Origin of the sequence: Flavobacterium sp. HSC-61S13, assembly GCF_024171535.1 — a bacterium.
GTDB lineage: Bacteria > Bacteroidota > Bacteroidia > Flavobacteriales > Flavobacteriaceae > Flavobacterium.
In genome coordinates this window covers 1-22234 of sequence record NZ_JALJZV010000015.1, presented here as the reverse complement: position 1 = coordinate 22234, position 22234 = coordinate 1, and the positions used below count along the sequence as shown (strand labels likewise).

Annotated in this window: 16 protein-coding genes; 7 read left to right on the top strand and 9 right to left on the bottom strand. The window is 37.1% G+C overall.

Going from position 1 to position 22234, the window contains the following annotated elements; genetic code table 11:
* Positions 1-147: 147 nt before the first annotated feature.
* Together fabD and L1275_RS13070 are read left to right on the top strand one after the other, a co-directional pair.
* On the top strand, positions 148-1020 hold the full coding sequence (gene fabD / locus L1275_RS13075) for an ACP S-malonyltransferase (protein WP_253474118.1): 873 nt from the start codon (positions 148-150) through the stop codon (positions 1018-1020).
* A gap of 70 nt (positions 1021-1090) precedes the next feature.
* A complete protein-coding gene (locus L1275_RS13070) occupies positions 1091-2272 on the top strand; it encodes a multidrug effflux MFS transporter (RefSeq protein ID WP_253474115.1) in 1182 nt (393 codons plus the stop codon).
* A 50-nt stretch (positions 2273-2322) separates the two neighbouring features.
* Here the strand turns inward: L1275_RS13070 and galE are convergent, their stop codons facing one another.
* Both galE and L1275_RS13060 read right to left on the bottom strand, forming a co-directional pair.
* On the bottom strand, positions 2323-3339 hold the full coding sequence (gene galE / locus L1275_RS13065) for a UDP-glucose 4-epimerase GalE (protein WP_253474112.1): 1017 nt from the start codon (positions 3337-3339) through the stop codon (positions 2323-2325).
* A gap of 152 nt (positions 3340-3491) precedes the next feature.
* Positions 3492-4625 (bottom strand): DegT/DnrJ/EryC1/StrS aminotransferase family protein, encoded by a 1134-nt coding sequence (locus tag L1275_RS13060; RefSeq protein ID WP_253474109.1) that lies wholly within the window; start codon positions 4623-4625, stop codon positions 3492-3494.
* Between the two features lie 169 nt (positions 4626-4794).
* On the opposite strand from L1275_RS13060, the gene L1275_RS13055 reads away from it, so the two are divergent.
* Complete coding sequence (locus L1275_RS13055; RefSeq protein ID WP_253474106.1) at positions 4795-6042, top strand: 3-deoxy-D-manno-octulosonic acid transferase; 1248 nt, start codon at positions 4795-4797, stop codon at positions 6040-6042.
* Positions 6043-6105: 63 nt separating this feature from the next.
* On the opposite strand, the gene L1275_RS13050 is transcribed toward L1275_RS13055, so the two are convergent.
* From L1275_RS13050 to L1275_RS13040, 3 genes are all read right to left on the bottom strand, one after another.
* Positions 6106-6510, bottom strand: coding sequence for a hypothetical protein (locus L1275_RS13050; protein WP_253474103.1), 405 nt, complete (start codon positions 6508-6510; stop codon positions 6106-6108).
* 227 nt (positions 6511-6737) lie between these two features.
* Entirely contained in the window at positions 6738-8585 is a 1848-nt protein-coding gene (locus L1275_RS13045; RefSeq protein WP_253474101.1) for a M1 family metallopeptidase, read from the bottom strand.
* Positions 8586-8739: 154 nt separating this feature from the next.
* A complete protein-coding gene (locus tag L1275_RS13040) occupies positions 8740-9831 on the bottom strand; it encodes a tyrosine-protein phosphatase (protein ID WP_253474098.1) in 1092 nt (363 codons plus the stop codon).
* Positions 9832-10018: 187 nt separating this feature from the next.
* Here L1275_RS13040 and L1275_RS13035 point away from each other — a divergent pair, with 187 nt between their 5' ends.
* Positions 10019-12160, top strand: coding sequence for a S46 family peptidase (locus L1275_RS13035; RefSeq protein WP_253474296.1), 2142 nt, complete (start codon positions 10019-10021; stop codon positions 12158-12160).
* 132 nt (positions 12161-12292) lie between these two features.
* Positions 12293-12517: a hypothetical protein gene (locus tag L1275_RS13030; protein WP_253474095.1), complete on the top strand. Its 225-nt coding sequence runs from the start codon at positions 12293-12295 to the stop codon at positions 12515-12517.
* A gap of 29 nt (positions 12518-12546) precedes the next feature.
* On the opposite strand, the gene L1275_RS13025 is transcribed toward L1275_RS13030, so the two are convergent.
* Positions 12547-14091, bottom strand: a complete 1545-nt coding sequence (locus tag L1275_RS13025) for a GH3 auxin-responsive promoter family protein (protein ID WP_253474092.1) — start codon at positions 14089-14091, stop codon at positions 12547-12549.
* A gap of 110 nt (positions 14092-14201) precedes the next feature.
* Here L1275_RS13025 and L1275_RS13020 point away from each other — a divergent pair, with 110 nt between their 5' ends.
* Positions 14202-15002, top strand: a complete 801-nt coding sequence (locus tag L1275_RS13020; RefSeq protein ID WP_253474089.1) for a DUF2797 domain-containing protein — start codon at positions 14202-14204, stop codon at positions 15000-15002.
* Between the two features lie 240 nt (positions 15003-15242).
* Here the strand turns inward: L1275_RS13020 and L1275_RS13015 are convergent, their stop codons facing one another.
* Both L1275_RS13015 and sppA read right to left on the bottom strand, forming a co-directional pair.
* Positions 15243-17876, bottom strand: a complete 2634-nt coding sequence (locus tag L1275_RS13015; protein ID WP_253474086.1) for an AsmA-like C-terminal region-containing protein — start codon at positions 17874-17876, stop codon at positions 15243-15245.
* A gap of 303 nt (positions 17877-18179) precedes the next feature.
* Complete coding sequence (gene sppA / locus L1275_RS13010) at positions 18180-19946, bottom strand: signal peptide peptidase SppA (protein WP_253474083.1); 1767 nt, start codon at positions 19944-19946, stop codon at positions 18180-18182.
* Positions 19947-20070: 124 nt separating this feature from the next.
* On the opposite strand from sppA, the gene folK reads away from it, so the two are divergent.
* Positions 20071-21210: a 2-amino-4-hydroxy-6-hydroxymethyldihydropteridine diphosphokinase gene (gene folK, locus L1275_RS13005; protein WP_253474080.1), complete on the top strand. Its 1140-nt coding sequence runs from the start codon at positions 20071-20073 to the stop codon at positions 21208-21210.
* Here the strand turns inward: folK and L1275_RS13000 are convergent.
* On the bottom strand, positions 21182-21730 hold the full coding sequence (locus L1275_RS13000) for an RNA methyltransferase (RefSeq protein ID WP_253474293.1): 549 nt from the start codon (positions 21728-21730) through the stop codon (positions 21182-21184). The two genes, folK and L1275_RS13000, sit on opposite strands and share 29 nt — an antisense overlap.
* Positions 21731-22234 lie beyond the last annotated feature (504 nt).

Here is a 22234-nt window from a genome sequence, read left to right as displayed (position 1 = left end):
TATCAAGTTTATCTATATAAACGTAGTAACCTCAAAGCACAAACATCAAATGGGATACTACCAATTACGACAGAATTATTTGTATCAGCTACCGCTACCAATTCGTCGCAATCGTATTCAAGTATACAAACACAAAATATTTAAAAAATGAAAGCATACGTTTTTCCTGGTCAAGGTGCCCAATTCTCCGGAATGGGAAAAGAATTATATGAAACTTCAGATGTAGCCAAATCACTTTTTGAGAAAGCTAATGAGATATTAGGTTTCCGCATTACCGATATTATGTTTGAAGGTACGGCAGAACAATTAAAGGAAACCAAGGTAACTCAACCGGCTGTTTTTTTACATTCTGTAATATTAGCAAAAACCCTAGCGGACTTTCAACCTGACATGGTTGCGGGACATTCTTTAGGTGAGTTTTCCGCACTAGTTGTCAACGGTACACTATCCTTTGAAGATGCTTTGTTATTGGTTTCAAAACGCGCTTTAGCCATGCAAAAAGCTTGTGAGATCACTCCATCAACTATGGCAGCTGTTTTGGGTTTAGCCGACGATGTTGTTGAAAACGTTTGCAAAACCATCGACGGTGTTGTTGTAGCTGCAAACTATAATTGCCCGGGACAATTAGTTATCTCTGGCGAAACTACTGCTGTAGAGAAGGCCTGCGAAGCGATGAAAGAAGCCGGTGCAAAACGCGCTTTAATACTTCCGGTTGGTGGTGCTTTCCATTCCCCTATGATGGAACCTGCTAGAGAGGAATTAGCTGCTGCTATCGAAGCTACTCATTTTTCACAACCAACTTGTCCGGTATATCAAAATGTAACCGCTAACGCCGTTTCAGATCCTGCGGAGATTAAGAAAAACTTAATCATCCAATTGACCGCACCAGTACGATGGACACAATCTGTTCAACAAATGATAGCTGATGGAGCGACTTCCTTTACAGAAGTAGGTCCGGGTAAAGTCTTGGCTGGATTAATCCAAAAGATCGACAAAACTGCTGAAACACATTCAGCATAAATACTCCGATATATAAACACTTTAAAAATCCTTGCTATCGCAGGGATTTTTTATAACATAAAGATAAAATTTGAAAAATCTTAGCGCAAAACATTGGTTACTGGTTTTTGTATTAGCGAGTTTAACCGCTCTTGGTCCATTATCCATTGATATGTATCTTCCCGCTTTTCCTACATTAGCCGACGATTTAAACACTTCTATCAGCAACATCCAGATCTCCTTATCCTGCTTCTTAGGAGGCTTAGCGGTGGGACAGTTATTTTGGGGTCCTTTGTCAGATACTTATGGCAGCAGAAAACCCATACTCATCTCCCTCAGCCTTTTTATGATTGCAAGTTACCTGTGTACTACTGTGGAACAAATAGAGTACCTATGGGCATTGCGCTTTTTGCAAGCCTTGGGGAGCAGCGGTGGATTGGTCATCGCTCGAGCCATAGTCAACAAAAGATTTGATCGAGAACAAACTTTGAAAATCTACAGTATACTAGCCTTAATCGGAGGAATTGCCCCTATAGTAGGCCCGATTATTGGCAATGAAATACTAAAGAGTTTTACGTGGAATTATTTGTTCTTAGCCATGCTGTTTTTTGGACTTATCGGTTTTATTATGACTGCGCTTTTTCTTCAAGAACATCCAGAAGCAGTCCGTAGCGAAAATACTAAAACTGCTCATCTCGCCATTTATAGACAATTGTTTCAACATCGAAGTTTTTTGATCTATACCATAATTGGCAGTCTGGCATTCAGTAGTTTGATGCTGTATATCTCTAACGCACCGATATTAATTATGGAAGCAGGAGGACTTAGTGGTGATGCATTTAGCGTGGTATTTGGAATTAATTCAATAGGTCTTATGCTCGGGTCTTTTTTAACCTCAACCGTGCTACAGAAAAGGCTAAGTCCAAAACGAATTATCTTTATAGCAGCGACGATACAAGTGGGTTGTGCTAGCTTGTTAATTCTCTTTTTACAGATGAATTTTTCCATCTATAACCAACTGATCGCGTTGTTCTTCTTTATTGTACCACTAGGCATGTTATTCCCAACAGCTACAGCACTGGCGTTACGTCCATTTAAAGAGACCTCTGGAACAGCATCAGCACTATATGGCGCTTCACAACTCGCCTTTACCTTTTTCACGTCTTTGCTGATCAACCACTTTAGCAACGGTTCCATGATCGTTATGGCGGTAGCCTTATTGGCTTGTGCAACGATTTCCTTTATCGCAAATAAGTTTACCGATCCATCATAAAAAAAAAGCCCCGAAAGATTCACTTTTCGGGGCTTTTTAAAATTTATACTTTATTTTGACCGGATTTTATTTTCCCAAATCCAAGCACTTAACAGTGATTCTTCCAGCGTTTTTGATGCCTTCCACCCTAATTTCTCATAGACTTTATCGGTATTGGCAAAGGCTTCAGTGATATCTCCTTCTCTTCGTGCTACGATTTGATACGGCAATTTTTGTTGAGATACTTTTTCGAAAGCGTTAATGACTTCCAGCACAGAACTCCCCTTACCTGTACCCACGTTATACACCTCAACTTTGTCTTCATTAGCACCCTCTAAAAGTCGTTTTAAAGCCACTACATGTGCTTGCGCTAAATCAACTACATGAATGTAATCTCTGACACAAGTGCCGTCCACAGTATCGTAATCGTTACCAAAAACAGACAACTGCTGACGGATCCCCATAGCGGTTTGCGTGATAAATGGCACTAAATTTTGCGGGATACCTATTGGCAGCTCCCCTATCATATTAGATTCATGTGCCCCAATCGGATTAAAATACCTCAATAAAATAGCATTAATTCCCGATACCTTCGCTACATCTCTAATGATTTCCTCACCGATTTGCTTGGTATTTCCATAAGGAGAAAAGGCTTCTTGTATCGGAGCATTTTCTGTAATAGGCATATATTCGGCTTGGCCATAAACCGTACATGACGAACTAAAAATAAAACTTACTTCAGATTTCTCTTGCAATTGCTGCAAAAGATAAATCAAAGACGATAAATTATTTTCATAATACAACAGCGGATTTTCAATACTTTCTCCTACAGCCTTAGACGCTGCAAAATGAATAACCCCCTTGATGTCGGTATAGGCACTAAAGAATCTTTGTATCGCAGACTTATCTCGCAAATCCACATTTTCAAAAGCAGGTTTAATGCCTGAAATCGCTTCGATGCCCTGCAACACTTCTAAAGTCGAATTGGATAAATTATCCACAACAACAACATCGTATCCTTGAGCCTGTAATTCTACTACGGTATGAGATCCAATAAAACCAAGGCCTCCTGTTACTAGTATTTTCATATTTCGAATATAATTTTATTAAAGATGGCACTCGACTTAACGTCAACAGTATACTTTTTCTAATAAATACTTTTTTCAGCGAAGCGTTGTAGTTCTTTATTTTATATAAAAAGCATAGGCGAAAGATAACTCATTTCGCCTATGCTGTATAATTATTTCTTTAAAAACGCCAAAATGGAACTCGTAATAAATTCAATTTGATCATCATCTAACTCAGAATGCATCGGCAGCGACAACACCTCTTCAACCAACTGATTGGTTATCGGAAAATCCTCTTCTTTATACCTTACATCTATATATGCTTTTTGTTTGTGTAAAGGAATTGGGTAATAGATGGCACATGGAATCTCCAAAGACTGTAAATGCTGCATTAAAGCATTTCTATCAGCATCGACGATTCTTAAGGTATATTGATGAAAAACATGGCTATTTTCTACTTCCGAGAAAACAGGTGTTATAATATTAGAATGATTGGCTAAAGCACTACTATATTTCTTAGCTGCGTTTTTACGAGCCACATTATAGGCATCCAATTTCGGTAATTTCACATTTAACACAGCTGCTTGTATACTATCTAATCTCGAATTCACCCCTACTACATCATGATGATATCTTTCATACATACCGTGATTAACGATCCCTCTAATGGTATGAGCTAGCTCATCATCATTCGTAAAAATTGCTCCACCGTCGCCATAACAACCTAAATTTTTCGAAGGGAAAAATGAAGTTGCAGCAACGTGTCCAATACTACCAGCTTTTTTCACCGTTCCGTCTGAAAATGTGTAATCAGCTCCAATACCCTGCGCATCATCTTCAATCACATATAAACCATGTTCTTTAGCTAAATTCATGATTTCTTCCATAGGGGCTACTTGTCCAAAAAGATGTACAGGAACAATTGCCTTGGTTTTTGGCGTAATCGCCTTTCTAATCGCTTCAACGGAAATATTGAAAGTCGCCGGATCTACATCCACCAATACTGGTGTTAGTTGTAATAAGGCAATAACTTCTACTGTAGCTGCAAAAGTAAAGTCGGCAGTAATTACCTCATCACCGGGTTTAAGCCCAAGAGCCATCATAGCAATCTGCAAAGCATCTGTACCGTTAGCACAAGGGATCACATTTTTAACTCCTAAATATTGTTCTAAATTAGCTTGAAAACGATGAACTTCTGGCCCATTGATATAGGTGGAGTTCTCTAAGATCTCTTGAATCCCCACATTTACCGCATCTTTGATTCCCTCATATTGACTCTTTAAGTCAACCATTTGAATTTTTCTCATGATTTATTGTATTTTTGAAGACCTCTTAACTAGGGTATTTACAAGAAAATACGCTTTAAAAAGTCGTTTCGTTTTACTCTTAATAAGCACTACAAAAGTAATAATTTATTGTGTCTATCTCCTATTCTTAATCAAAAGAAACGTATTTTAGCCTCACAAAAATAGCAACATGTTTTTCATATATAATCTCTTTACACAGCTTGTTAATCTGAGCTTAAAATTTGTTGCGCTCTTCAATAAAAAAATTCATTTTTTTGTAGAAGGACGGAAAAATTCGTTCACCCTATTAAGCCGCGAAATCAAACCCACAGACCGTACCTTTTGGATTCATGCTGCTTCACTAGGCGAATACGAACAAGGACTCCCCCTGATAGAGCGTTTAAAACAATTGTTCCCACAACACAAAATTATCTTGACCTTTTTCTCTCCTTCGGGTTATGAAGTCAAAAAAAACAACACTCCGGCCGATGTCACCCTATATTTACCTATGGACACGATCAGCAATGCGAAACGTTTTTTAACTCTCGCACATCCCGATAAGGTTTTCTTTATAAAATATGAGTATTGGCCGAATTACTTAAACGAATTAAAGAAACAAAACATCGAAACTTATTTAGTTTCTGGAATACTCAGACCCGACCAAGTATTTTTTAAGTGGTATGGATCGTTCTACAGAAAGGCACTAACAGCCTTCACTTATTTTTTTGTTCAAAACGAAGGTTCTAAAGAACTTTTAACGCAATTAGGACATGATGCTATAGTAACTGGTGACACCCGCTTTGACCGAGTAGCCCAGATATTAGAACAGGATAATACCCTGGATTTCGTCGCTGCATTTAAAGCCAACAAAACCTTATTAGTAGCGGGGAGCTCTTGGCCAAAGGATGAAGAACTGCTCGTAGATTTTATCAATCACAAAGCCAGCAAAGACATGAAGTTTATCTTTGCACCACACAATATCAAACCCGATTTGACTGCCAAATTACAACAGCAACTCCAAAAATCAGTAATCCTATATTCTCAAATCACTAATCAAAATCTTGCGGAATATGATGTTTTAATCATTGATGCCTACAGCTTACTGACAAAAACCTATAGCTATGCAGATATTGCCTATATCGGTGGCGGATTTGGTGCTGGAATTCACAATATACTCGAAGCCGCTACCTTTGGAATCCCCGTAGTAATCGGTCCAAATTATAAAAAATTCCAAGAGGCCAAAGACCTTATTGAACGCAAAGGCTGTTTGGTGGTTCACAATGCCACTGAACTGCATGAAACCTTAAATCAACTTTTTTCTCAACCCCAATACAGAAAACAACTCGGCAGCATCAACAGTGCTTTTATATTATCAAATAAAAATGCTACGGAAAAAATAATCCAAGCCGTATTTTCTGTTGAATTATCTGCAAAATAAAAAACCTTTTAAAATTCAAAAGAACTTTAAAAGGTTTTAAAAAGATATAAACTATTTGTGCTATTACTCTTGTTTTTCGTAGGTTATTTCGGTACCATCGGCAGCGACTACACCATTGAAAACCACTAATTTTTTATCATCCAGCAATATACTTAGCTTTTCGTTATCATTTAACACCAAAGCATAGTTTGATTGGCTATTATTAATAGACTCACTTTCGGGAATTAAGCTAAATATCCCCTTATCCACCAACGCCCCATCGGTATGTTTTTCAAAATTTCCATCGTGAAATTTCAGCAAGTTACCATTGCCCGCTTTGAAGTTCGGATCCACTCCTGCCACTTGAATTCCAGCCACATGTCTAATCTCCCACGTGCCCTCTAATTCCGTTGCTTTTGTTTTTTTCGCACAACTAACCAAGGTAAAAATTGCTACCATAGCCACGGTAATTTTAAAATAGTTTTTCATAGGTCTCTAGTATTATTCGTTTGAGTTTATTAGTTATTATTCCTATCTATATTATAGCTCTACGAGACCCTCTTACCAAGCTGGTATCACCATTGGTTCTTTATATGTAAAACGTGTTTTTAAGCCGTTTATTATTTTAGCTCGTGTTTTTTGTTGAGGATGCAGTTTAAAATTAAAGCGAATAGATATAAACCTATTCGCTTTAATTTTGTTTGCGTTTCAAATTATTATTTCGGATTTTCCAACATAACATCTAAGGTTTGACGCGCTAAAAAATGATAATTCGGTCGTGCCTCTTTATAAATATCACGTGCTAAGTCCATTTGATTGGTTTGCTTGAGCGCCAAATACAGAGGTTCGATAAACTTCCGTCTTCCCACCTGTGTCAAAAACGCTTTAGCGTTCGCATTAACTTTCTCATACTTCAATCTAAAAGACTTTTCATACCAGGCACATTGTATCTCAGCATTTTTACTGTCCGTAAAATGATAGCGTTTATCGATCAAAGCCAAATCTTCCTTGGTCAAAACCGCTACATCAATTAAACGGATATAATGCAACCATTCGTTGGTTGACCATTGTGGAAGCTTGTCTGAAATCGCTTGTCTTTTTTGAATTTGAACGATATCTGTTGCATATTGCTTTTCAACCAACTCAAACAATCTTGATGTAGGCACTACCAATCCTTTTGGCCAACCGGTATCATAAACCCAATTTTGCACAAAATCGTCTTCTCCATTGGTTAAATTGTCTTTAAGATAGGTAATAAAATCTTCGGTATTGGTCGTTTTAAACGCATTTTCTTTAAAATACTTTTTAATAAACACGTCAAACTGCGCTCGTCCATATCGATCCTCTAGCATTTTTAAAAACAAATATCCCTTGTCGTAAGGCACATCTGAAAAGGCATCATCAGGATTGATTCCGTCCAGATCAATGTACAGAGAAGTCAAATTTGCAGGCAACATCTCCATACTCGTTTTCAAATCTTGATACCCTATTACAGTAATCATATCTGCATAGTCTTTTCCCTCTAGTGCCTCCATAATGCGACGTTCAAAATAAACGGTAAAACCCTCATTAAGCCAGAAGTCGTTCCAAGTAGCATTAGTTACCAGATTACCAGACCAAGAATGTGCCAATTCATGAGCTATTAGATTCGTTAAGGAACGATCTCCCACCAAAATTGTCGGTGTAGAGAAAGTTAACCGTGGATTCTCCATGCCTCCAAATGGAAAACTAGGTGGTAGTATTAACACATCATATTGTCCCCAAGGGTATTCGCCATAGAGCCCTTCTGCAGCGGTAACCATTTTTCCCATATCTGCCAATTCCCAAGCCGCATCTTTTAGTTGAGTCGGTTCAGCATAAACTCCGGTTCGCTGATCTATAGCCTGATACTCCAAATCACCGATTGCCAAAGCAATTAAATAGGGCGGTAAAGCCTGTGGCATTTTGAAGTGATAAACACCATCCTCGGTTTTTTCCTTGGGGTTTATCGCACTCATCAAAGCCAACAAACCTTTTGGTACCCGTACAGTTGCCTCGTAAGTAATACGAATACTTGGAGTATCTTGAATCGGAATATAAGAACGCGTTAAAATCGCCTGGCCTTGTGTTAGTAAATACGGGTGTTTTTTATCGTGTGTTTGCTCGGGATCCAACCATTGCAAAGCACTGGCCTCTGGTGAAGTTTTGTAATAAATAATTACTTTTTTGTCTTTGGGACTAATATTTACCTTTAAAGACCTGCCTTTTACCGCATCAAGCTCCCCCACTTCGAAAGTAGTCTTTTTTCCATTATTCAATAAAACCGAATCAATAGTAAGCAGACTGGTATCAAAATAGATCTCTTTGGCTTGATGATTTTCAAAATCATAAGCGGCACTCCCCTTAATGATCTTTTGATCAAAATCCGCTTCAACATCCCAAGTAAGATGCGTGATTTTGGCTTTGCTTAAATGCGCATAGGTTTGATAGTCAATGCTTTTACCTTCAGCAACTAAAGGTTGTTGTTGCCCGCATGAAGACATTATAAAACCAATTCCAACAACGGAAAAAAATATTTTATACATGATTTATTCTTTTAATTTTTAAAATAGTGTGAGTTACCTTATAAGCGATCATGATGGTTTTAATGCAAAAACCAATTTCGTTGTCAAATATAAGGATTCACAAACAAAGGACCGCCTCTCATGAGCTAAGAACTCCGTGTACAAAGGCTATCGATTAATAAGTAAATTTATCGATATAAGCTTGCCTTTCACTGTCCGAAATATGTAATGCTTGCTTTATATAGAGGTCCATCGAACCATATTTTACATCGATTTGATCAAAAGCCGCTTGGAGATAAACGGTATTTATCCAAGAAAAGTTCTCCACCACTTCCTGATTTAGGGACGGATATAACAACCGTCCTATAGGGATCCAACGCAATTGCTTTTCAATGCTTTTTTGTCGGTAGTTGTTAGACAATAAATATTCTTGATCAATCGTTTCCCGATCCACTTTTAAGATAGATAAAATCAGTGCGCTTATCATCCCTGTTCGATCTTTTCCCGCTGAACAATGAAACAATACTGCGTGATCTTGATCCAGTAAGGTTTTTATAATTTCACTAATGATTTCGGTGTTTTCCGTTGGATAATATCCGTAAAAAGCCTTTAATAACTCTATTGACTCGTCAGCACTTATAGTTCCCTTAAAAACCGCTTTTCTCGTTTTAATCAATTGATCTTGCTCTTGTTCAAAAGCATTGTAGTTAAAATACCTCGTTGAATCGGGATATCGATCTGGTTTTTTATTAGTTTCTTCGCTCGTTCTCAGGTCTACGATGCTACCGATACCTAGATCTTGAACTTTTTTTATCTCGCCTTTGCTCAATCCATTCAAATGACCGCTTCTAAAAATCTTGCCCCAAACAATCGTTTTTCCTTGCTGTGTTTTAATCCCTCCCATATCTCTAAAGTTAGGAGTCTTTTTTAAGTAAATCCTACGGTTACTCAACTTAATGGTATCCGAATCAGCCACTTGTAATCCGACGAATAACCGACTTTGTTTTTTGGAAAACCTCATTACAAAATCTTCCTTTTGCTGCTGCTGACTCCTAATTGGATTGGTCGAATAAATCAACTGATTTCTATCTTGAGGCTGCTTTAAAATCAGTTCATAATTATTTTTATTTTCAACAATTGAGGGAACTTCCAATAATTTTGAAAACTGCTGCGACTGTGTGGTTTTATAAGCACAAGAAACAGACAAGACCCCCACAACTAATAAGACAAATACACGCTTTAACATAACACCTATATATATACTCAAATTTAAGGATTTTATAATTGATGCCAACAATGGTCAAGGTCCTTATTATTACTAAAATCGCCAGAAGTAAATCGGGTCGACACCTCTTCGATCCAAGCTATAGCAGTCAAAAATGCGTTTTAATTAAAAATCGTATCTTTCCGCTTTGATAAAAACAGTAAAAATTTAAACTATGATTGCAAAGAGTATGAAACTTTTAAAAGTGCTTATCCTTTTATTGGTATGTCCTATTTACGCTCAACAAGGCGGTATGTGGATTCCTTCCTTACTAAAGGGAATGAACGAAACGGAAATGAAGAGTCTCGGAATGAAAATGTCCGTATCTGATATTTACGATGTTAACTCTTCCAGCTTAAAAGACGCTGTACCCCATTTTAATGGAGGATGTACGTCAGAAGTAATTTCTCCACAAGGACTTTTATTGACCAACCACCACTGTGGATACGGACAAATTCAGTCGCACTCGTCGGTTGAAAACGATTATTTAGCCGATGGATTTTGGGCAAAATCACTTCAAGAGGAATTACCAAATAAAAATCTGGTAGTCACTTTTATAGTAAAGATTGAAGATGTGACGACTCAAGTTCTACAAGGGGTTTTAGATACTGATACCGAAGCAAACAAACAGCTCAAAATAGAAAAGAACATTGCAAAAACTACTCTTAGTTTTCCAAAAGAAGCTTGGGAAGAAAACAAAATAAAATCATTTTATGAAGGCAATCAATATATACTGTTTGTAACAGAAACCTTTAAAGATGTTCGTTTGGTAGGTGCACCACCTTCCTCTATTGGGAAATTTGGTTCTGATACGGATAACTGGGTATGGCCGAGACACACTGGTGATTTCTCATTGTTTCGTATCTATGCAGACAAAAACAATCGCCCAGCAGATTATGCTGCTGACAACGTTCCTTATAAACCAAAACATTATTTGCCTATTTCCTTAGATGGAATTCAAGAAGATGATTTTACGTTGGTTTTTGGTTATCCAGGAACGACTCAGGAATACTTACCTTCATTTGCAATCGATCAAATCCTTAAGGAATTAAATCCTGCCAAGATTGAAATCAGAGATGCCTCATTAAAGGTTACCAACGAATTTATGAGAAAGGATGCTGCGATTAAAATCCAATATGCTTCAAAATATGCTGGAATCGCAAATTATTGGAAAAAATGGATTGGTGAAAGTCAAGGTTTGGAGAAATCAAATGCTGTAAGTATTAAAAAAGATTTCGAAAAAGACTTTGTTCAACGTGTTGCCAAGAACAACAAACAAGAAGCGTATGGAGCAATCTTGCCAGAATTCGAAAAATTATATAAAGAGATCACTCCTTATGCAGTAAGTCGCGATTACTTTATGGAAGTGGTTTTGAGAAATACCGAATTATTGACAGCAGGCTTTAAATTATACCAATTAGAACAAGCCTATCTATCAAAAGGGGAACAATCTTTTAATGACAGACGAGCTCCTTTTATTGAGGCACAGGAAAACTTTTATAAAAACTTCAATAAAAATGTAGATCAAAAAGTTTTTGAAGCCATTGTTGCCTTATATAGTCAAAAAGCTCCACAGGCATACTTACCGAATGAATTAAAACAGATCGATGTTCAGAAATTGTCTCAATCCATCTATAAGGATAGTAAACTTTCTAGCTATGACGGATTGAAAGAATTATTAAAAGGAGATGCTAAAGAAGTATTTAAAAAGTTGAATAAAGACAAAGGATATATTTTCACGAAAGCTTTGGCACGTAATTATTTCGATAATATCGCTCCTAAGTATGATGCTTTGAATTTAGAGATCGCCGCGTTGCAACGCCAATTTATGAAAGCGCAATTGGAATTATACCCAGACGCACGCATTTTCCCAGATGCCAATAGTACCTTAAGAGTTACCTATGGAAAAGTAAATGGATATGCACCTAAAGATGCTATCACTTACGATGCGGTAACGTATTTAGATGGTATTATGGAAAAATATGTACCCAACGATTATGAATTTGATGTTCCTCAAAAATTGATTGACTTATATAAGGCAAAAGATTACGGACCTTATGCTGAAAATGGTAAACTACCTGTGAACTTTATCGGTACAAACCATACGACGGGGGGGAATTCTGGGAGTCCAGCTATCGATGCTCACGGTAACTTAATCGGCTTAAATTTCGATCGAGTTTGGGAAGGAACGATGAGTGATATATACTATGATCCTGCAATATGTCGTAATATAATGGTCGACGTTAGATACATTTTATTCGTCATTGACAAATACGCGGGAGCTAAACATTTGATCGAAGAGATGACTTTAGTGCACCCTAAGAAAAAATAATTTTCAATGAGCTTAAAACCAATTGTTTACACGCGATATTTTTTTTTAAAAAAAAATCACTAAATAATTTAGGATATCAAAAAATTCATATCTTTGTCAAGAATTAATAATTAACTTTTATAATTTAGTAAGATGAAAAAAATTGTTTTAAGTGTAGCTTTAGTAGCTATGATGGGTGTTTCTTTTGTATCATGTAAAGACACTGCTAAAGAGCCTGCTGTTGAAGTTGAAGCTACTACAGAAGAAGTTGTTGCTCCAGAAGTTGTAACTGAAGAAGTTGCTCCAGAAGTTGTAACTGAAGAAGTTGTTGCTCCAGAAGCTGCTACTACTACAGAAGAAGTAAAAGAAGTTAAGTAATTAGACCTTTCTTTTATAAAAAAACCTCGCTATGCGAGGTTTTTGCTTTTTATACCCATACCAACTTGCATGGATTTTAGTTCTTCTAGAAATTTACGCTCGTTAGAAAGCCTTGGCACTTTGTGCTGTCCTCCCAATTTATCTTGATTTTTAAGCCAGTCGTAAAATAAGTTATGATGTGCTATATTAAGCACCAACGGATTTAAAGTCATATTGTTGGTTCGTTTAGCCTCGTAATCTGAATTTAAGTCTTGTAAGTTTTTATCGAGTAGTACTGCAAATCGATTGACATCCTCTGGATCTTTTCGAAATTCTATCATCCATTCATGCGCTCCCTTTTCTTTGTCTTTCATAAAAATCGGCGCCACGGTATATTCCGCAACTTCTGCCTGAGTTTGCTCGCAGGTTTTAGCCAAAGCCCTATCGGTATTTTCAACCATTAATTCCTCGCCAAAAACATTGATATGATGTTTGGTTCGGCCCGTAATTCGAATGCGATACGGGGACAATGACGTAAAGCGAACCGTATCCCCTATAATATAGCGCCATAAGCCCGCATTAGTGGTTATTACCAACGCATAGTTCTTATTCAGCTCTACCTCTGCCAATGGAAGCACGCGTTGCTCTAAGGTGCCAAAAGTGGCCATCGGAATAAACTCATAGAATATTCCATAATCCAACATCAACAACAAATCGCTAGAATTATTTAGATCTTGAATTGCGAAGAATCCTTCTGAAGCATTGTAGATTTCATAATATTTAAAATTTGAGCTTGGCAGCAGTTTGTTGTATTGTTCGCGATAGGGTTCAAAACTGACACCTCCATGAAAATACACCTCAGCATTAGGCCAAAGTTCTAATAAATTTTCACGTCCTGTCTCTTCGATAATTCGATTCAACAACACCAACATCCAAGAAGGTACTCCCGCAAAACTCGTTACATTCTCGGCTTTAGTTTCCTTGACAATAGCACTCATCTTGGTTTCCCATTCGCTCATCAATGAAGTTTTATTACTAGGGGTACTGCTGAATTCCGCCCAAAACGGCATATTGTCTATTAAAATAGCCGATAAATCCCCAAATATAGTATTGTTGTCTTCATACAATTGTTTGCTTCCACCTAACCTCAAACTCTTACCCGTAAAAAGTTGAGAGTTTTCATTGTTATTTAAGTATAAACACAACAAGTCCTTGGCCGCTTTATAGTGGCAATTCTCCAAGGCATCATTACTAACTGGTATAAACTTGCTCTTTGCATTGGTAGTCCCGCTTGACTTGGCAAACCACTTAACCGGTTCAAACCACAATATATTCTGCTCACCACGTCGGGTACGCTCAATATAAGGCTCTAATTCTTCATAAGTAAAAAGCGGTACACGCTTTGCAAAGTTATCGTAACTCTTGATCGTCGAGAAATCATACTTTTTTCCAAAAACCGTCTGTTCGTTACTTTTAATTAAATCTAAAAGCAATTCATTTTGTACTTCATTGGGAAATTTGAGAAACAACTCGATTTGATGTATCCGTTGCTTCAGTATCCAAGATGCAATTGAATTGATAATTGTGAAAGCCATATGTTCTTATTTAATTAAAATACCTCGCTTTAAATTGCTAAATCCACTGTCGGATAACCAAAAAAACTTTTCGTATTTTTACCACTTTACCAAAAGTAACAATTTTCTTTATGCAATACGAAGGAGTTCTAAATAAAATGCGCACAGAGTGGGGCAATCCCATCCAATATTTCTTAATATTAAACAAAAGTTTTATTAATGTTAATCAACTCATTGGATTAAATTTAAAGATAAACTTCGAAGGATATCAGTGTTTAAACTGTGGTAAATCCAAAAAAATATTTCGTCAAGGATTTTGTTACGACTGCTTTATCTCAAGCCCAGCCGTAGGAGACTGGATCATGCGGCCCGAATTGAGTACGGCACATTTGGGCATAGAAGATCGCGATTTGGAATACGAATCCAAAGTTCAACTTCAACCTCATGTGGTTTATTTAGCCGTTGCCAGCGATGTAAAAGTAGGTGTTACCAGAAAAACTCAAGTTCCCACCCGATGGATCGATCAAGGCGCTTCTCGAGCTATTGAAATCGTAGAAGTACCCAATCGATACTTAGCCGGTATTACAGAAATCGCATTAAAAGACAAGTTTACCGATAAAACCAATTGGCGCAAAATGCTGCAAAACGACATCGTTGAAGTTGATCTGGCAGCAATCAGAAACTCCTTGGAATTGGTTTTACCCGACGAAGTAAAACCGTATTACTATAATACTCCACACGAAATCCTAGAATTGGATTACCCTGTAGTTCAGTATCCCACTAAATTAAAAAGTTTAAACCTCGAAAAAACACCCTACTTCGAAGGAGTCCTTAAAGGGATTAAAGGACAATACTTACTCTTTGACGACGGAACCGTTTTTAATGTGCGAACCTATGAAGGTTTTGTGGTTACCTTGGGTGTTAGTAACTAGTAACGAGTGATCAGTAATCAGTAATCAGTGATTAGTCGTTAGCGACTTTATGTTTGCAGATGAATCCATTCTACTAATTCTAACCATTAGGTGAGTATAGTAGATGAAAAATCATCTTGTCCTCTTTGTCATAATAAAATAACAAAGCCGCAGTTAACTCAAATGTAAATTGCGGCTTTGTTGTTGAATATAAAATGTATACTTAAACCTTACTGACCTGGATTTTGAACATCAAAAAGCTTATTCCTTTTTCTTTTTACCAAACAAGTCTTTTAAACCCTCACCAATTTTGTTGATGGTTTCTTCCTTTTTAGCCTCTTTTTGAGTTTCCTCTGGGGTTTTAGGCTCGCTATTAGAGTCTTTTTTACCTCCCCCTAGCAAGTTACTCAACGCATTCGTTCCTTGATTGATTAATTTATCTTTTTGGCTAGCAACAATTTGATTGGTCAGATTGGTCACCGCCTGATTTAAGTCCGTCGTGATTTTAGGTTTGCTAAAATCCCCAGTTAATCCCACTTGGATAGGAATATTTTTTAAAGCCGCCATATCTGTAGCCGATAATTTAGATAAAACTCCAGAAACATCATTACCCAAATATTTTGCCGGTACATCAAAATTCAACTTGTAATTGATACTTTGATCCAAACCGTGTTCTCCATCGACAACCACTTTAATATCCTGATATTTAATATCAAACGGATTGACTTTTACCTTACCATCTTTTAATTCCAAATGCATTTTTAGATTGTCTAAATTCAATTTGCTCAAATCGACAAATTTCAAATTATTATCCAAAGCCGTCAACAGTTTTGAGTTATTGGCATCTATTTTAGTCGATAGTAGTTGCCCCAGTAAATCACCGGTCAAACTACTCATGATCGGCGTCAACTCCATACCGTCGAGTTTACCGTTTAACTTGATATTTGAATTGATCTTACCATTGATAACCCCAGCAATAGGCGCTATACTCTTCAACATATCAATTTGACCGAAAGATTTGGCAATATCCAAAGCTTGTAGCCCCAAATTCATATCAAAAGTAGGCACAGCCGTTTTAGTCGATACATTTCCATTAAATGCTATTTGCCCGTCAAAGACATCTGTTTTCATGTTCTGAAAATGTACGGCTTCGTCCTTAATAATCAATTTACCCACTACATTTTTTAAAGTCAAATCGTCATAAACAACCGTTTTAGCATCAGCCGTTATGGTGCAGTCCAAAAAAGAAGGAATCTTTAATGGGTCTTTTTTCGTAGCTATTACTTTTTTATCATTGGTTTCTGTTTTTACCGCCGGAGCATCTGATGCTTTCAAGATATCGGAAACCACAAAATTATTGGAGTGTAAAGCAAAATTCCCCTTTAAGTTTTGTTTGCTAAATAGAAATCCATAAAAATTATCTAGGGTCCCGGTTGCCAACAAATCAGTAGTACCCGTTTTTAATTCCAAACGATTTAAATGAACCTGACTTGGATTGAAAGTCAAAGCGGCTTCTTTTATCTGAAGCGGCTTGGCCATTTCCTCGGTTTCATAATTGAAATTAGACAAGGATAACGTACCTGAATTTTTGATATTTTGATATTGATTGGCTTCAACTGATTTCATATCGAACTGCGTGAGTACATCCGCTTTCAAAATACCCGTCAACGGCTTATCCAATTTTATAGGATAAGCTTTACTCAAATTAGCCAAGTTGACCATTCCGTTTAATTTTGCATTAACCAAGGCATTGTCCATAATGTTCCTAATACTGGCTTCCGCTGTAAAGATATCTTGGTCAATTTGGAAATTTAGTTTATTCAGCAATACATAAGTATCGTTAATCAAACCAGTATCATTAATAACTTTTGCGTCAAGAACAATATTGCGAACCGCTTTTGGCAAGTCGGGATATTGAAAAGAGGCCTTATCCGATGCCATGATAATTTCCATTTTAGGAAAAGCAGTTTCGGTTAATTGTCCGTTTATCTTTCCCGACACCCTAAACTCCCCTTCTGTTTTGACTTTTTGGATATCCCCTGCATAAGCTTCTGGTATCAGTGCTAAGAAGTTTTTAAAAGACGAATCGGGTGTCGCAAAGTCCAAATGATATTCCTCTCCATAATCAAACAATTGCACCGTTCCATTAAACTTTAAGGGCAATTGATTTATCGTAGCTTCATTCTCTTTAAAAGTAAATATTTTTTTATCTAAATCCATTCCTATAACGGCTTTCAACCCTAAGTTGACACCATTCAACAAGCTTGTACCGTCTTTAACAAAAGATACCTTCGCATTAGATTGGGTATCCAAATCCAGAATATTTTGTGCTAAATTTCCACTACCCGAGTGGTTTAATTCCGAAATCACCATTTTCATTTTAGAACTTAAATCAGTATACAACACCGTCACATTATTCAAAGAATACTGATTAAGAGCTAATGAGAAAGGACTGTCGTCGGTTGATTCGGTATCGTCGAGATCCTCATCTTTTATAGCGATATCATAGTTTGTTATTCCAGCCTCATTAACCAATACGTTGAATCGAGCATTATAAACATCAACCCCCTCAATATTCATCGGTTTATCCGCACTATTAAATAACTCCATCACCGACATTTTTAAACCGATAGCCTCCGCAAACAGCAAAGTATCTCCAGCAAAAGGAGCCTGATTTATAATCGTCAAACCACTAATGGATACACTCGCCTTAGGGAAGTTTTTAAACAAACTGATATTCACCTGGTCATAGGCTACCTCTGCGGTTAGATTTTTGTTGATGGTTTCCAATACCATCTTTTCTATTTTACCTCTAAAAATAAAAGGGGCTCCTACTAAAAACAACAACAAAAAACCGACAATCGATGCAACAACGATCCATACTTTCTTCTTCATATCTATTTAAAATTTTCACATTAATGCGCTTAGGCCTCTCTACAAGATGCATTCACCTAAAATAACTTATGACACATACTGTCGCCACAGTACTTGTTTAACAGCAACAACAGCTCTTTTATGCAAAATATAAAAAATCAAATTTAATTCACTTAATAAAACCTTAAATTAGATACAATCACAGCATTTTAACAGCTAATCCATTTAGTTTTTAGCTCAAAACCTATTTCAGCATAATTATACAAAAAAACCACGGCTTCAAAAAGATGAAACCGTGGCTTTTGTTTAAGTTTTAAATCCTATTTATTTAATAGTAAGCTCATAAGGCAACATGGCTTGAATGCCTTCCGCCTTATTGAAATAATTTAATCTTTCAATCATTTCAAAAGCTTCCGCACCAATTTTCTCCTTGATTAGTTCGTCTTGAGTTTTCAACATAGAAACTCCAATAAAACCACGAATCATATCTTCAAACTTGACTTCATATTCTGGGTAATTCACAGTTTTATACTCCGTGATCTCCACTTTCTTAGCCGCATAAGCAATTGCATCGTGCAATCCTCCTAATGCGTCTACAAGTCCATTTTCAACAGCATTTTTACCGGTCCATACGCGTCCTTGAGCAATTTGATCTACTTGATCGAAAGTCATTCTTCGCCCTGCAGCTACACGGGTCACAAAGGTTTTGTATACATTTTCTACTCCTTCTGTAACTACGGCTTTATAATTAGGATCAATATCCGAAAACGGGCTGTATCCACGAGAATTTTTATTCGTCGATACATGCTCAGCATTAATTCCAAATTTATCCGCCACCTTCTTAAAATTAGGCAACATACCGAAAACCCCGATTGATCCAGTAATTGTTCCCGGTTCTGCAAAGATATAATCACCATTACAAGCAATATAATACCCACCAGACGCAGCAACATCACCCATGGATACGATAACGGGTTTTACTTTTTTAGTCAGCTCCACTTCTCTCCAAATCAAATCTGAAGTTAATGCACTTCCCCCTGGACTATTTACTCTCAAGACAATCGCTTTAACCTTGTCGTCTTCACGAGCTTTTTTCAAAGCGCGATTAACCGAAATCTCCCCTACATAATCAACGCCACCTTCTCCATTTAATATCTGTCCTTGTGCGTACACTATAGCAATAACATCTTTAGAAGTATTGGCTTGTTTTCTAGCCGCGATTTCCTTGGCATAAGTCACGACATCAATGGTATTATACTCTTTGTCTTTTTCAACTTGTAACGCTTTTCTAATAGCATTATGGTATTCATCTTCATAGACTACTTTATCTACTAAGTGAGTGGCTTTTGCCATTTCAGGAGTACGCGCACCTAATCTATCGGCAATACTATTCAAGGAGTCCACTGGAATGTTTCTACTTTTAGCAACGTCTTCCAATATGGTTGACCAAATAGACTCCAACAATACAGTGGTTTGCTCTCTATTGGCTTCGCTCATATTTTGTTCCAAATAAGGCTCTACTGCACTTTTGTATTTTCCATGGCGAATTACCTCCATTTTAATACCTGATTTTTCCTGCAAGTCTTTCATATATAAAACCTCAGCAGACAATCCCTTAAAATCCAATTCTCCTACCGGATTCAAATATACCGTATCCGCTACCGAATTCATATAATATTCCGATTGCGAATAAGCATTGGCATAAGCCAAAACAAATTTTCCACTCTTTTTAAATTCTTCTAATTTCTCGCGAACAGAACGTCGTTGCGCCATACCCAGATTAGAATAGTTATTTAAAATAGAGATTCCTTTAATTTTATCATCGGTCTTTGCCGCTTCTATCGCATTTAAGATATCTGAGACTCCATCAGCATTGCTATCAACAAAATTAAAGTCTTTGTAATTAAAACGACCTGCATAGTCATATTTAACCTTAGATAAATCTAAATTGATTACCGTATTATCTTTAATCATGACCTTATCACTACTACCGCCAAAAACAGCTCCTAGCAGGATAATCCCAAAAAAAAGGATGCCAAAAAAAACGAACAATCCTACGATCGTCGCTAATACATTTCTTAAAAATCTCATATAACTTTCTTTTTGTTTATTAGTAGCCTATTCCACAACATTGTTACAAAGTTGAACAAATATTGCACAAAACTAGTTACTTTTATTGTGTTATAAATTAAATTACTTTTAGTTAATTTGCCAAATGTTTATTCAGAATCAAATCATCCTTTCTCTTGGTAGTAACCAAGGCGATCGCACTTCCTTACTTCAACAATCCATCGAACTGATTCACAAATCAGTAGGCACTGTTATTCGAATATCTCCCATATACGAAACGCCGTCGTGGGGATTTGATAGCGATGCTTTTTACAATTGTGCTTTGTTGATCCATACTTCCTTGTCTGCAAAAACTGTGCTAGAAAACACTTTAAAAATTGAAGAACAATTGGGTAGAGTACGTTCGCATTCTGAAAACTATAGTGCTCGCACCATGGATATCGATGTAATTGCTTTCAATGAAGAGCAGATAGTATCTGATTTTCTAACTGTTCCTCATCGCCTGCTTCATGAACGCCGTTTTGTTTTACAACCTATCGTAGATTTACAATTGGAATGGATTCATCCTATTTTCAAAAAGTCCTTTGTAGAACTTTTACGCGAATGCAGCGATCCCTCGGAATGTAAAAAAGTCGGAACACTTAAACATCCCTTGCAGAGCTACCGTTTTCAAGACCTCAATTTTATAGCGATTGAAGGTAATATCGGTGCGGGAAAGACGACCTTAGTTCACAAAATATCTGAAGATTTCAATGCCAAGTTAATCCTCGAAGGATTCGCTGACAATCCGTTTTTACCCAAATTTTACGAGGATGCATCCCGTTATGCTTTTCCCTTAGAAATGTCGTTCCTCGCCGACAGGTATTCTCAATTAGCTGATGATTTAGCTCAATTTGATTTATTTAAAGAATTCATTATTGCCGATTATCACATTTTCAAATCACTGATCTTTGCTCAAATAACCCTGGAAAGCGACGAGTTTCGATTGTATAAACAGGTTTTTGAAATCATGTACAAGGAAACCCCAAAACCGGGAATGTATGTCTACCTTTATCAAAATACCAGTCGCTTACTAGAAAACATTAAAAAACGTGGAAGGTCGTACGAAAGCGAAATCCCCGCTTCTTATTTAGAAAAGGTCAATCAAGGTTATTTTAATTATACCAAAACCCTGCCGCAAGACAAGGTTCTGATTATAGATATTTCCGAAATGGATTTTGTAAATCGTCAAGAAGATTATATTGCGATCTTGGATATTATTCAGCAGAAGATGAACTCGCGTTGATTTTCTGAAACAAATCCCAAACTACAATCCCTGCACTCACCGAAATATTTAACGAATGCTTGGTTCCCAATTGCGGAATTTCTATGACCCCATCACAGTAGTCAATCGCTTTTTGAGAAACACCCTTAACCTCATTTCCAAATACCAAGGCATATTTCTGCTCAGGGATAATTTTAAAATCGTTAAGCATCACACTATGCACTACTTGCTCTACGGCTTGTAAAGAAACTCCTTCAGCTTTTAATTTTTCCAATACCTCCACTACGTCAGTAGCATATTCCCAGGCAACTGTTTCGGTAGCTCCTAAAGCGGTTTTATGTATTTCCTTATTTGGCGGCGTTGCCGTGATGCCACATAAGTAAATCTTCTCAATCAAAAAGGCATCACTGGTTCTAAATACAGAACCAATATTATGTAAACTTCTGATATCATCCAAAACCAATATTAAAGGACTTTTTGTCGCGTCTTTAAATTCGTCCGGGTTTATTCTATTTAATTCGCTATTGGCTAGTTTTCTCATCATATCTGTCATAAACGCAAAATTAATGAATAATTTTTTATTAGCCTATTTCTCTATATGCCTATATTCCCATCTTCTATCTGCCTATATGCCCATTCGCAAATGCGCGTATTCGCCCTAAAACGTAAAGAGGGTTAAGCCTACCAACTATCTGTACCTAAAGCCATGCCCATTCGCAAATGCGCGTATTCGCCCTAACACGTGAAGGGGGTTAAGTCTACCAACTATCTGCATCTAAAGCCTATATGCCCATTCGCAAATGCGCGTATTCGCCCTAAAACGTAAAGAGGATTAAACCTATCGGCATCAACCTATCGGCGTATCAGCGTATAAACATATCGGCATATCAGCACATCAGCACATCAGCACATCAGCACATCAGCACATCAGCACATCAGCACATCAGCACATCAGCACATCAGCACATCAGCACATCAGCACATCAGCACATCAGCACATCAGCACATCAGCACATCAGCACATCAGCACATCAGCACATCAGCA